Genomic DNA, 13,127 nt, shown 5'->3' on the forward strand with positions numbered 1-13,127 from the left:
GTCATCCGCCTCCTACAAAATGTACGATCTCGATTCGATCTTTATCTTCTAATCGTGTTTCTTGATGTTCTACTTTTTCTAAAATCGTTTCATTTAGCTCAATAATAACGACTTTTTTTTCTAATCCATAATGCTCCAAAAGCATAGAAACAGTGTTTACTGTTTCAGGAACAGTTACTTGTTCCCCGTTGATGATTAATTCCATGACATTCACTCCTACAATTAAACTTGTGTTTCGGTCTGGCGATTTAGTCTAAATGGGGATAAATCATAATTATTTTTACCTTCAATCAAATCTGCAACAATATGCCCTGTAATTGGCGCTAATAAGATACCATTCCGATAATGTCCTGTTGCTATAAATAAACCTTCATAATCTGGGTGTTGTCCTAAATATGGAAGACCGTCTTTTGTTTGTGGTCTAATACCAGCCCAAGCCTTCTCCCATCTCGCTTCTCCAATAGAAGGTAAAATCCTAGTTGCCTTTTCCATTAATGATCTTATACCATCCATTGAAACCGATTGATTAAATGTATCTGGCTTTACTGTAGCACCTACAATAATCCTACCGCCTCGTTTTGGAACAAGGTAACAATCATGAGAAAAGATCGTACTACTAATTAAAGGAGTATGAGTTATCACTGAAAAGCATTCTCCCTTAACAGGATAAGCGTCTATCTTTGTGATATCATCTGCTAGCAAATTGCTACTCCATGCTCCGTTAGCCACTATTACTTTCTCAGAATAAAAAGTTCCCTCACTGGTTTTAACACCTATAATCCTCCCAGCTTCTCGTAAAAGAGAATAGACTTCAGTAAACTCTCGTATATCCGCCCCAAGAGCTGCTGCTGCTTTAATAAACGCTAATGATAAATTAGGAGCTGAAACCTGTCCATCATTTGGTAGATACATCGCACCATTAATTTCGCTTGAAAGATTAGGTTCCTTATTTATAAGTTCATTCCCGGTAACCCATTTCACCTGTTCTCCTACCTGTTGATGAAAATTTATAATTTTCCTGTATTCATCTTCAGTTTCTTGAGAAAACGCAATTTTGTACATGCCTTTATTTATAAACTCTATATCGATTTGTGTTAATTCTTTTAATTCCTCAGCTATCACGGGAAACATGGCTCTACTTCTTCTAGCTAACTGAAATAATGGGCCCTCCTGATCAAACTCAGCTCCTGCAGCTAGCATTCCTGCTGCTGCACTTGATGCTTTACTAACCACTTGATCTTTTTCTAAAACTAGAACTTTATGACCCCTTTTTGCTAGATTATAAGAAATAGATCCTCCATTTACTCCACCACCAATAACGATACAATCATATACAATACTCAAATGCTTTAACCTCCTTGGTGTAATTGTGTCGCATATTCCTTAACAACCTTTAATGGGTCACTAGCTTCTAATACACCAGACATAACTGCAACTCCACTAGCACCCACTTTTATTAATTCAGAAACATGGATAGGTTTGATTCCACCAATAGCAATTACCGGTATTTGTGCATTTCTTGTTAGTTCACGTAGACCTTCCGTACCTCTTGGCAATAAACCTTGCTTGGATCTTGTTTCGAAAATATGGCCATAAATAGCAAAATCTGCACCAGCCTTAGATACATTATTAAGTTCTTCTAGTGAATGAACTGAACTTCCTACTAACAATGAAGGGAATTTTCTTTTTACAAGCTCAACCGGTAAACTATGGAAAGCTAGTTGAACTCCAGCAGTATTTAACGTAATCGCAACATCAATACGGTCATTAATAATCACTTTTGATAAAGGAACTTTTAACTGAGTTAATAGGTTAATAGCTTGGAAATGTTCATTTGCAGTCCATGTTCTTTCCCTGATATGAAAATATGTTACATACTCATGAATGGAAGATGCGATATGACAAAATCTCTCGATTGACTGTTGCCCATTTGATATAATATGTAGCTCAAGATGTTTCATAGATTACTCCTAACTAGATGAACTTGACGAATAAATTAAGTGTAAGTACCTATTTTCACTCTCCATGGTGCGAAATACATATTTAGCTTGGATGTCTACCCAGCATAGCGCACATCTGTGATGTGAACATATGGATAGTGATTAGCTATATAATAAGAGCCTGAAAGAATGATTAATAGATAGAACAAAAAGATTAAATCAAATTTAGAGTAACTAAGTTTATAAAAGTAAGTTCTACCTTTTGTATCTGTGAAACGCTTTGCTTCCATCGCAATGGCAATTCTATGTGCTCTCCTAATACTCTGGGACAACATCGGAATAGAATACGATTTTAATTTTTGATAAAAAGCAGAAAGCCCCTTTTGATCTTGAACTCCACGTACCTTCATGGCATATCTCAGTGTTTGCATTTCTTCTATCATTATAGGTAAAATCCTTATAGCAGCCATAAAGCTATAGGCATATTTGGGTTTCAGCTTAAGTTGTTGCATTAATGAATAGAATAAAAAAACGGGTCTTGTTGTTAAAGCAAAGACTATCCCAAGTAATCCAAAAGTTAGTCCACGAAATCCTAAATGAATCCCTCGAAAGAAACTCTCTTCAGTAATATGGATTAACCCCCACTTAAACCAAGTCGTATCACCTTTCCCAAAAAAAATCATCGATGTGGAAGAAGTAATAAATATGATTATGAATGGGATAGAGATTAACATAAGTCTTTTCCAGGGATGACCTGTAAAAAAGAAATAAAGGAATGACATCCCAATTGTATAATTTATAATTACATTGATATTATGGATAAATAATATTCCTACAAATAAAATCATGATTATGACTAGTTTAAAACTAGGATTAATTTTGTGTAACCATGTTTCATTAGAAGAAAAATCCAGTTGCATACGTATATCCTCCTAGTGAACTCCAACAAGTGCTTAATTCAATTTTCAGAGTAAACTTTATTCCTCTTAAAGGTATAGAAATCACTAAGAATAAAGTACACTGGCATTTTATCTTCGAAGATCTATCCCATTAGCTTTACTAAAGATGATTACGACTCTACCAATTGTCTTTCAGTGTGGAGACGTTTAGTATAAATGGAAGCACTAACATCTTCAGTTAGTTTCCCTTTTTCAATGATCCACACTCTGGAAACAAAGTACTTTACAATATCAAGATCATGAGTAACCATAATAATGGTTGTTCCTTTCTCTCTCCAAGCTTCTAATTGCTCTAAAATGGCAAAAGTATTCTTAGCGTCTTGACCAAAAGTAGGTTCATCCAATAACAAAATTGGTTGCTCTTTAACAATAGCAGCAGCTACACTAAGTCTTCGCTTTTGCCCCATTGAAAGTTGATATGGATGATTATCCTTCCGTGAATCTAAATGATAAAAGTTTAGTAACTCTTTTACTCTATCTTCTATTTTTTCTTCAGTCCATTTATCTAATCGTAGTGTGTAGGCAATCTCATCATATACAGAATTTGTGACAAACTGAAACTCTGGATTTTGAAAAACAAAAGTGACGTAATCTGTTATTTTTTTTATTTGTTTTTCATCTTCTTCAAAAATTTGATAAGAGCCTTTTGTCTTTATAAGTTTCATCAGAGAATGTAAAAGTGTGCTCTTACCTGCTCCGTTATCTCCTAGAACAGCTATCCATTCACCAGGTTTTACATTCACATGATCAACCTCGATTTTCTTTTCTTTCCCACGATACCCTGAAAAATCTGTAAGTGTAATACTACTCTCTGTTTCGATTGAAGCAATTTGGGGTGTTTGTTTTTTCGAATAGCAAATATAATCTTCCCACACGCCTGGGTACCAAATCCCTTCTGTAATAAGAAAGTCTTTGTAGTTTTGAAATATTGCTTCTTTCTGACCATCAGCGATGATTTCACCATTATTATTCATTAAAATGACTCTATCAACGATTCCAATAATATGTTCAATTTTATGTTCCACAATGATTAAGGTTTTATCCTCTGATACCTTCTTAATAGTATTCCAGACCTCTTTCGTCCCATCTGGATCAAGCATAGCAGTTGGTTCATCAAGAAACATAACATCAGGTTCAAGTGCGAGAACTGAAGCAATAGCCAATCTTTGCTTCATTCCTCCTGAGAGTGTTTGAATGTTTGTGTGAATATTTTTAAAATCAAGTCCTACTTGCTCTAAATAATACCGAATATATTTCTCCATCTTCTCACGTGGTACTCGAAGATTTTCTAACACAAATGCTATTTCTTCATCAATATATGGCATACAAAATTGTGAGTCAGGGTCTTGAAATAAAAACCCCCAAGATTCTGGAGTCTTGATTTCATCAGCCTTTATCGGGACCTCAACCGAATTAGGAATTAATCCAGTTAATACTTGTAGGAGGGTAGATTTCCCTGAACCTGAGGGTCCAAGGATTAGTACCTTTTCTCCTTTAGAAAAAGAAAGGGATAAATCCTTGAATAACAAGGATTCAGCCCCTGGAAATTTTAAACGCAGATTAGTTACACTTGCTATCGTTGTCATTAAAACACCTCTAAAATCTACTAGTCTAGAGCTTTATAATCTTCACTTGATGCTGGTCGAACAAGATTTGTAACACCTGTTTTTTCCAATGCTTTTACAATTAAGTAAGCAAAAATACCAGCAATAATAATAGCGCCAACAAATCTAGCTCCGAACATTAGTAATAAATTCCACAGCGCTAAGTCACCAACATATCCATAATAATAGTCAACAATAATTGACCCCACTGTCGCAGCTACTGCAGCTAAACATACTGTAAAGATATCAAATTTTTTATATCTAAATGCTGCAAATACTAGTTCAGCACCTAATCCCTGTGCAATACCAAACACCAGGGTAGTTGCACCCCATTCTCCACCGAAAATAAACTCTCCATGTGCCGCAGCAACCTCTGCTAACAATGCCACACCTGGTTTGCGAATAATTAAGAATGCGACTGTCGCAGCAATAAACCACATCCCATATATTAACTGTTCAATTTGAAGACCTAATGTTGCGGCAACACCATATAAAGGACCCCAAAGTTTATAAACTAAACCAAATATTAATGCGATAATGATTGTTACTAAAATATCAGTTAACTTTAACCCTTTTTTCATAGTATTTACTCCTCTATTTAATTTTAGTTATCTAGTCAGCCTTTACAACTGGCCATTGTTCAAGTCTATAAGCCATTTCCCAGAAAGAATACTCATATTGACTACTAATCATAAAGTGCTCTTTCATACGCTCCTGGTCTTCTTTAGTAACTGTTTCAGCAATCTCATCTAGGCGATTAATTTGCTCTTCTACCAACGTTCTAAACCAATCTCCACCGTAAGCAGCAATCCATTCTTGATAGATTGGCTCCTCTGGAGAACATTGTTGTAACTTCTCCCCAATTTCATAATATAACCAGTAGCATGGTAGAATGGCCGCAATAATATCACCAAGATGCCCGTTATGTGCTGCACGATACATATGTGAAGTATAGGCATAGGCAGTTGGTGCAGGCTTGAATGTTGCTTGTTCTTCTTCAGTAATATCTAGGCGTTTAGAAAAATTTTCATGAAGAGATAGTTCTGCCTCATACGTACCCTGAGCGTGTATGGCCATACGATTTGTTGTCTTAAGGTCTTTTGCCTTAGCTGCTCCAATTGATTGAACTTTTGCAAAATGGCTTAAATAATACGCATCCTGCATGACATAATAGCGGAAGCTTTCTAATGAAAGTGTTCCATCACCAATACCTTTAACAAATGGATGGTTAAAGCTTGCTTCCCATATGTAATCAACTTCTTTTCTTAATAACTCTGAGAATTTCATTTATACTCCTCCTAAATATGTAATCTATTGGTCTAGCTTGATTTCATATACTTTCTCTATACCGAAATTAATTAAATCTTTTGTTACTCCTTGGTTTTTTCATCTTTTTCGACTCCGTGCACTGAGTAAAAATAAACATAAAAAAACCACTTTCTTTACCAACATAAAGAAAGTGGTTGTATTGGAAAATAGTTAAAAGGCATTATCATTCCACAACTCCACTTCCCTACGCTGGTATCAACCAGATCAGGTTCTAAGGGTCTTAAAGCTCTACTCTAATCTCAGCCTTCAGATAAGGCACCCCTAGTGGACAACACGATATTAAAATTTTAATATTACGGAATAATCGTAACATGTTTTATTAAATTGTCAAACATTTTTCAAAAATAAGCTAGAACAATTATGCAGTTTAATCCTTACATTAACCGCTAACATGTTAGTTTGCTAAATCAACAAATTATTCAACAGTCACAGCTGTCCCATATGCAATAATCTCAGAAGCATTTGTCATCACACTGGACGTTTCAAGTCTTATGCAAATAATCGCATTAGCACCCTTTTGCTTTGCATCATCCACCATTCTCCCAATTGCTTGTTTTCTTGCGTCTTCCATCATCTCAGTATATTCTTTTATTTCTCCTCCAACAATCGTCTTAAGCCCAGCCATCAAATCTCTTCCAATATGCTTTGATTGAACTGTACTTCCTCGCACAAACCCCTTCAACTCTTTAATTTCCTTCCCTGGTACAAATTCAGTAGTCACGATAATCATTTTCCTCATCCTCCTTTTTTTCATCTAATCTCTCTTTAATAAATAGCCAAATAAGTAATACTAGAGCAATTACATATATAATATAAAAAATAATCGCCAATTTAACATTCACAAACAGTAAGCCAATTCCCAATAACTGACCAAGTATAATCACAGCAAGTAAAATATACTTTAGTTTATCTCTCATTTTATCTACCAGCTTTCGAAAATATTTACGAGCAAATAAAAGATAAAAAACAGTTGCTAAATCAGGGTTCATTGTCACTTTTATTAAATATTTCACCAAGAAAGAGTAGTTTTCTTTAAACAACACCGCAAAGGCCTGTGAGTCACCTCTTTTTGCCCTCTCAATTAGCTTTTTTTCTTCCTCCAACGACACCTCTCCCTTTATAATCCCTAAAGATACGTGACATTTACTTTGTTACTCCTAATACGAATATACCACACAGAAAGTTCATCTTTTTTTAAAATTTTTATAAAATTTTAAAAGGTGTATTGAGAGCCAAGAAACTCATCAAATACACCTTTATCAGCTTATGCAAACCTATAGTAAATCAAAATAAAAGTCGCTAATACAAATAGATAATTTAGAAATACAAAGACCATCTGATCCAGTACCGTTTTATGAATTCGAATGGGTGGATTATAAAACGATACTCCTTCAATGATGAAAATGACTAAAACAATATGAATCATAAAGTGACCAATAATCTCAGTTATTCCAAATAACATCGTTGTCGAGATGAAAATTAAGGTAAGGATTACTGATAGAATACGGTTTAAAATTCCAACCACCAATAAATAACCTACGATGAATTCAATAAACGCTGCCATTACGATAAACATAGTTGGTGGGAAACCAAAAGTTGGCACACCATGATTTTGAATAATATCTGCAGCCATTGAAGGGTAAACCCATTTTTCAACCGCAACCCAGCATAAAGAAAGTCCTGTGCCTAAATAAAGAAATGGAAAACCCCAGTTTTCAAACCTTGTTTTTCCAATTAATAATACAAAGAAAATTGCTGCATAAAATCCATAGTCAAGCATATGGAATAATCCAACGTTCGAGAGAACATAAAAATAAACAAACGTTAATAAAACGGCTGCAGCTTTGGTAGCATAGTGATTAGGTACACAAAGGAAAACGATTGCAAGCCAAATGATGATTGTTTCCCATAATCCCTCTAATGCAAATTCAGGAGCAAAAATGGTCCCAGATAAAACTTGGATAATTAGTGCTAACGCAGTACCATACTTTAATAAGTATCTTGAATATTGACGATATTCATCTAGTTTTATGTCTAGTTTATTAGCAAAAGGTATTTTCATAAACCTTGGTAACAGCTGTGGTAAGATCGACAGAACTAAAGCCGATAATACAGCAAGCCCCATAAAGAGCGGTGAAAGAATATTTTCAATTGATTCTTTTTGGGGTACAACATCTGTAAACCATTTAACATGTGCTTCTGTTAACAAAGGTGTTAACAATATTCCTATAATGAGAATGATTAAAATTAACTTTTTATGTTTCATATTTACCTCCTTATTGCCATCTTTCTTATATTCTTACTCCATACCCTTTCCTATACAATCTACTAACATAAAAATGCCTATCTTTTTGACTTGTGAAAGTTTTATTAATACTTTCTTAATATAATGTGAAATTATACACAATCACAAAAAGGATTGCTACAATTTTATTTGTACTCATAAAGATGGAACGAGGTGATTGAATGCCAAAAACATGTTCTGTATATCAAAAGAATCTATGTCCACATCCCCTAACTGCAAAGCAATTTAATAAGCCCTCCGTTGTTTTTTGGGAATTAACAGAAGCTTGCAATTTAAGATGTATTCACTGCCGCGCAACTGCACAGCCTGAACGCTCTGTTGATGAACTATCAACAATGCAGGCATTCGAGATTATTGATAACATCTCTTCGTTTGCCAACCCGATACTCATTTTGACAGGCGGTGAGCCCCTTTATAGATCAGATTTTTTTGACATAGCCCACTATGCTGTTCTTAAAGGTTTACGAGTCGCAATGGCATCTAACGGCACGTTGATAACTAAAGAAATTGCAAAAAAAATTAAAGATATCGGGATTAAGAGAGTTGCTATAAGTTTTGACGGACCCACTGCAGTCATTCATGATCATTTTCGTGGTTTAAAAGGTAGCTTTAATGCAGCATTGAAGGGTGTATCCTATCTAAAAGAGGAAAATATTGAAGTTCAGTTTAATACTACGATTACAAAACATAATGTTGACTATCTGGAAGAAACCATGAATCTAGCTTATGAGCAAGAAGTAAAAGCCCTTCATTTATTTATGCTAGTGCCTGTTGGTTGTGGGGTACAAATCACAAAAAGCAATATGCTTGATGCTAAAAACTATGAGCAAGTGCTTGAGTGGTTTTACGAAAAGTCTCGATTTGCTCCTTTTGAATTTAGAGCAACTTGTGCTCCACATTATTACCGAATTATTCGTCAGAAAGCAAAACATTCTGGGGAAAGAGTAATCTTGTTGTCTCATGGAATGAACGCTACCACAAAAGGGTGTTTGGCAGGAACAGGGGTATGCTTCATTTCACATAAAGGAGTTGTACAGCCATGTGGGTATTTGCCTGTGAAAGCTGGTAGCTTACACGAAAGTTCCTTTCAGACAATCTGGAATGACTCTCCTTTGTTCACAGAGCTCCGCAATAGCATCAATCTACGTGGAAAATGTGGTGCTTGTGAATTTGTAAATGTTTGTTCAGGATGTAGAGCACGTGCTTTTTATGAGCATAAAGATTATATGGCAGAGGAGCCTTATTGTGTTTATGAGCCCGGGGGATTTAATAGAAATTGATCTGATTGTTGGGCGTCGATTAAAATATAATCGAGTCAGGGAATCAGAGTGCTACTTTGATTCCCTTTTCTATGTAATTTCTCCCGATTAAGGGGATTAGAGCGCTTCTTTAATTATCTTTTCTACGATATCCTCATGACTAAGGGGATCCAAGCGCTTGTTTGATTACCTTCCTGCGATATCTTTATGTCTAAGGGAATCTGAGCACTCCTTAACTCCCCCTTTCCTGCTCTCGAAAATAAAAAACATAAAACCCGATAAGAAAGATTGGGCCTTTTGTTTAGTTATAATCCGATAATTTGTACTTTATCAATATACTCCTTTATCATACAAAGGGTCCTTTGCTCCACCACGCTTCCTACACGAAAACATAGGTGGAGTGGTAGGATTGACGAACCAAAGGTATGTAGACCAGCTATTGCTCTAGGAGTACTTTTGCTTAAATAGCTGTGTCCTTCATGTTGATTTCACTGCGGTTGAATTTAAACGGATAAATTCCGCTTAAATTGGGAAATATCAACATTTCCCTAATAATAACAGGAGTTTTTCCGCTTATATAAACCTAATCTTTAGATTTCGTCATATATTAGAGACGTTAACCGGAATTTCTCCGCTTATATTTGCTTCTTAAGCCCCTACTAGGTACATTAGCCGGAATTTTTCCGCCTATGAGTTCCAATACCTACAAAGAGTTTGTATCCTATTCTAATATCCCACAGTCCAAAATTTTATACCTTCTTATCAATCAAAAAACCCTTTTAAAGTAAACAGCCTAAGCCATCTACCTTTAAAGGGAAACTTAATCTAATGCCCTATTATTCTTCTTTTTTTCCTAAGTCTATTTTTTTCGTGCTAGCAATTTCCTTAGTTAGATCCTCTATACTATTTTTCACATTAGCTTTTCCAGAAAGATTTTCGATGATTTCTTTCACATCAATTCCTGAAGAAGCCTTAAGAGATTCTTGTAGAGTTGACATTAAGTTTGTAGCATAGCCGGTTACTTTATTTGCACCACTATTTTCGCCACTACCACCTGTATCAACAACCGTAATCTTATCAATGTTAGCTAATGGGCTAGCTACTTCTTTCGCATAAGCTGGTAACATTTCTAAGATCATGTCTAAGATAGCTGCTTGACCATACTGCTCGAATGCCTCAGCAATTTTTTGTTTTGCTTCCGCTTCTGCAAGTCCTTTAAGTCTAATAACTTCAGCTTCTGCTTCCCCTTGTGCTTTCTGTGCTTCCGCATGAGCTAGACCATCGATTCTAACTTTTTCCGCTTCAGCCTTGGCCATTGCTTCAATTCTGTATTTATTTGCATCTGCTTCTGCATACTGTTTTGCTTTTTCAGCTGCTGCTGCTTGTTCAACTGAGTAACGATCTGCATCAGCTTTCTTTTTAACTTCAGAATCATATTGCTTTTCACGACGCATAATTTCTTTTTCTTCAAGCTCAATTTGCTTCTGTCTTTCTATGATTTGAACTTGCATTTGTTGTTCAGTAACTTCTTGTCGTGCTCTTGCTTCCTCTAGATGATAAGCTTGGTCTGCTCGTGCCTTAGCAATATCTTGTTCTCGACGATATTCAGCAATCTTCAACTGATTCATTTTTTCAGCCTCTGCAACCTCAGTTGCACGTTCTAATTCTGATTTCTTCGCATCTTTATCAGCTTGTGCCCTCTTAATACGAGTTTCTTTATCAGCTTCTGCTGTAGCAATATCTGCATCACGCTTCACCTGAGCAATACGAGGCTTACCTAATGAATCTAAATAGCCATTTTTGTCACGAACATCCTTAATAGTAAAGGATACAATGATTAATCCCATTTTCGCTAAGTCCTGTGAAGCCACCCTTTGTACTTCTTGTGAGAATTTTTCGCGGTTTTTATAAATTTCTTCCACAGTCATTGATCCCAAAATTGAACGGAGATGACCTTCAAGAACTTCTCTTGCTTCATTTTCTCGGTCTTCCTTTAATTTTCCTAAAAATTGTTCTGCAGCTGTGGCAATTTGGTTAATCGTACCACCGATTTTAATGATTGCTGTTCCATCTGCCATTACGGGTACACCTTGCTCTGTATAAACCTCTGGTGTAGAAACATCTAGCTTACTAGATAATAGACTTAAAGGTTCAGCCTGTTGAAAGACTGGCAGTATGAATGCACCTCCACCCCTAACAATTTTAATACGATTACCCGACTCATCCACATGGACATTTTTACCACCCAAGTAACTACCAGTAACGATTAATGCTTCATCAGGTCCAGCGGTACGATACTTTGTAATAAATACCGCGATAAGTGCTAGTACGAGAAATACAACAATTCCTATAATAATACCAATTGATGTCATTCTTTTTCCTCCTTAATTATCATAGTTTAAAATCATCCTGTGGTAACACATGTAATACATTATCTACTACATCAATAACTAATACCTTTGAATCATAGGCAATTTCCTTATCTTCAAAGCTTTTGGCAGACATTGCTATTGTTCCACCATACCCCTCAAGCACCACTTCTCCAAAGCCATCACTAGGGATTGTAATAATTACTTTACCTATTCTACCTTTCAAATCGCCTTCTCGATAAACAAGCGACTCTTCTGTAGATGATAGGGGAATTAATACAAATACATTTAAAAGAGTAACTAAAATGAGGGCTAACACAACTGAACTAAGTGCTATAATTTCACTGTGAATAAAAGTGAGTTTTTCGAATAAGTACCCTGATGCACTATAAAACGTAATAAATGATAAGATCAAAGTAGGATTTAAATATCCATCAGGGATTAATTCAAATAAGCCCTCTAGTAAATCTCCAAATAAGATAAAGAGAAATGTACAGATTCCCGCAATAATTAGTGCCCATAAATAAATTGTCTCTAGCGAATAACCAAATACCTCCACTTATATCAAACCCTTTGCTAAAATAATTTACAAATTATACTTTATTAACCTTCATCCTTTCCTCGACAAATTTCTCATCTCCCTATTTATGGTAAACCTTGCAATTGGAAGGTACAACCTTTTTAGGGAATTTTTATTAGTATTTCTAATAACTTAATGTACGAGTAAAAAACCAAATGGTTTCAAAAATTTTTAATGTCTTAAATTGTTTTATTTTTTGATGGGAGGGTATTGATTACTATAAGATGAAATTCTTAGTTCTATAACACTAAAGAAAGGATGTCGAAATGATGAAACAAATTCTAGTATGCTATGATGGATCATCTAACAGTGATAAAGCATTAAAGGAAGCTATCTATTATGCAAGAAAAATGAATGGTGAGATTGAGTTGGTTTATGTGAAGGACGAAAAAGGATTCGCATCTTCAGTTCTGGCTAATGAGACACATGCAATTCCTACTATCCCAACACATGCGACTTCAACGATGTATCCTGGAACATTGCCACTCATTCCAGAGTCAAACAATATAGAGGAAGAAGGAGAAACTGGGCATAGTTTAAGTCAAGTTGATAACGTATTTAGAGAGGCAAACGTGATTCTTACTAAAGAAAAGATGCAAGTAAAAACTCATTTACTTGTTGGTAAGCCTTCTACAGAAATCTGTAATTATGCGGAAGAACAAGATAAGGATTTAATTATTGTCGGAAGCCGTGACCTGAATGCGATCGAAAAAATAGCCATGAGAAGTACAAGTGAAAAAATTGTTAAAGAGGCGACTTGTCCAGTACTAGTGGTTAAATAA

At 35.4% G+C, this 13,127-nt stretch carries 14 protein-coding genes and 1 riboswitch; of the genes, 2 read left to right on the plus strand and 12 right to left on the minus strand.

The window, feature by feature from the left end; all coding sequences use genetic code 11:
* Window position 1: 1 nt before the first annotated feature.
* The 10 genes from thiS to BK579_RS21385 form a co-directional block, all read right to left on the minus strand.
* Window positions 2-205 carry a sulfur carrier protein ThiS gene (thiS, locus tag BK579_RS21335; RefSeq protein WP_078549040.1) on the minus strand — a complete coding sequence of 68 codons (204 nt, stop codon included), beginning with the start codon at window positions 203-205 and terminating at the stop codon, window positions 2-4.
* A gap of 17 nt (window positions 206-222) precedes the next feature.
* The gene (gene thiO / locus BK579_RS21340) at window positions 223-1,344 is read right to left on the minus strand and encodes a glycine oxidase ThiO (RefSeq protein WP_078549041.1); all 1,122 of its coding nucleotides are present in this window, start codon (window positions 1,342-1,344) and stop codon (window positions 223-225) included.
* Between the two features lie 5 nt (window positions 1,345-1,349).
* Window positions 1,350-1,961, minus strand: a complete 612-nt coding sequence (locus BK579_RS21345; protein ID WP_078549043.1) for a thiamine phosphate synthase — start codon at window positions 1,959-1,961, stop codon at window positions 1,350-1,352.
* 95 nt (window positions 1,962-2,056) lie between these two features.
* On the minus strand, window positions 2,057-2,860 hold the full coding sequence (locus tag BK579_RS21350) for an energy-coupling factor transporter transmembrane component T family protein (protein WP_078549045.1): 804 nt from the start codon (window positions 2,858-2,860) through the stop codon (window positions 2,057-2,059).
* A gap of 149 nt (window positions 2,861-3,009) precedes the next feature.
* Window positions 3,010-4,485 (minus strand): ABC transporter ATP-binding protein, encoded by a 1,476-nt coding sequence (locus tag BK579_RS21355; RefSeq protein ID WP_078549047.1) that lies wholly within the window; start codon window positions 4,483-4,485, stop codon window positions 3,010-3,012.
* Window positions 4,486-4,505: 20 nt separating this feature from the next.
* Window positions 4,506-5,084, minus strand: coding sequence for an ECF transporter S component (locus tag BK579_RS21360; protein WP_078549049.1), 579 nt, complete (start codon window positions 5,082-5,084; stop codon window positions 4,506-4,508).
* A gap of 31 nt (window positions 5,085-5,115) precedes the next feature.
* A complete protein-coding gene (gene tenA, locus BK579_RS21365) occupies window positions 5,116-5,790 on the minus strand; it encodes a thiaminase II (protein WP_078549051.1) in 675 nt (224 codons plus the stop codon).
* Between the two features lie 206 nt (window positions 5,791-5,996).
* A riboswitch (TPP riboswitch) is annotated at window positions 5,997-6,105 on the minus strand.
* A 142-nt stretch (window positions 6,106-6,247) separates the two neighbouring features.
* Window positions 6,248-6,562 carry a YbjQ family protein gene (locus BK579_RS21370; protein ID WP_078549053.1) on the minus strand — a complete coding sequence of 105 codons (315 nt, stop codon included), beginning with the start codon at window positions 6,560-6,562 and terminating at the stop codon, window positions 6,248-6,250.
* On the minus strand, window positions 6,543-6,935 hold the full coding sequence (locus BK579_RS26530; protein ID WP_235848501.1) for a hypothetical protein: 393 nt from the start codon (window positions 6,933-6,935) through the stop codon (window positions 6,543-6,545). The genes BK579_RS21370 and BK579_RS26530 overlap by 20 nt, the downstream gene beginning before the upstream one ends.
* A gap of 161 nt (window positions 6,936-7,096) precedes the next feature.
* Complete coding sequence (locus BK579_RS21385; RefSeq protein WP_078549055.1) at window positions 7,097-8,098, minus strand: DoxX family membrane protein; 1,002 nt, start codon at window positions 8,096-8,098, stop codon at window positions 7,097-7,099.
* Window positions 8,099-8,298: 200 nt separating this feature from the next.
* On the opposite strand from BK579_RS21385, the gene BK579_RS21390 reads away from it, so the two are divergent.
* Window positions 8,299-9,417, plus strand: coding sequence for a radical SAM/SPASM domain-containing protein (locus tag BK579_RS21390; RefSeq protein WP_078549057.1), 1,119 nt, complete (start codon window positions 8,299-8,301; stop codon window positions 9,415-9,417).
* Window positions 9,418-10,232: 815 nt separating this feature from the next.
* On the opposite strand, the gene BK579_RS21395 is transcribed toward BK579_RS21390, so the two are convergent.
* Window positions 10,233-11,768 carry a flotillin family protein gene (locus tag BK579_RS21395; RefSeq protein WP_078549059.1) on the minus strand — a complete coding sequence of 512 codons (1,536 nt, stop codon included), beginning with the start codon at window positions 11,766-11,768 and terminating at the stop codon, window positions 10,233-10,235.
* Window positions 11,769-11,787: 19 nt separating this feature from the next.
* Window positions 11,788-12,324, minus strand: coding sequence for an NfeD family membrane protein (locus tag BK579_RS21400; protein ID WP_078549061.1), 537 nt, complete (start codon window positions 12,322-12,324; stop codon window positions 11,788-11,790).
* Window positions 12,325-12,614: 290 nt separating this feature from the next.
* Here BK579_RS21400 and BK579_RS21405 point away from each other — a divergent pair, with 290 nt between their 5' ends.
* Window positions 12,615-13,127, plus strand: a complete 513-nt coding sequence (locus BK579_RS21405) for a universal stress protein (RefSeq protein WP_169891216.1) — start codon at window positions 12,615-12,617, stop codon at window positions 13,125-13,127.

The sequence above is a fragment of the Litchfieldia alkalitelluris genome, from assembly GCF_002019645.1.
GTDB classification, from domain to species: domain Bacteria; phylum Bacillota; class Bacilli; order Bacillales; family Bacillaceae_L; genus Litchfieldia; species Litchfieldia alkalitelluris.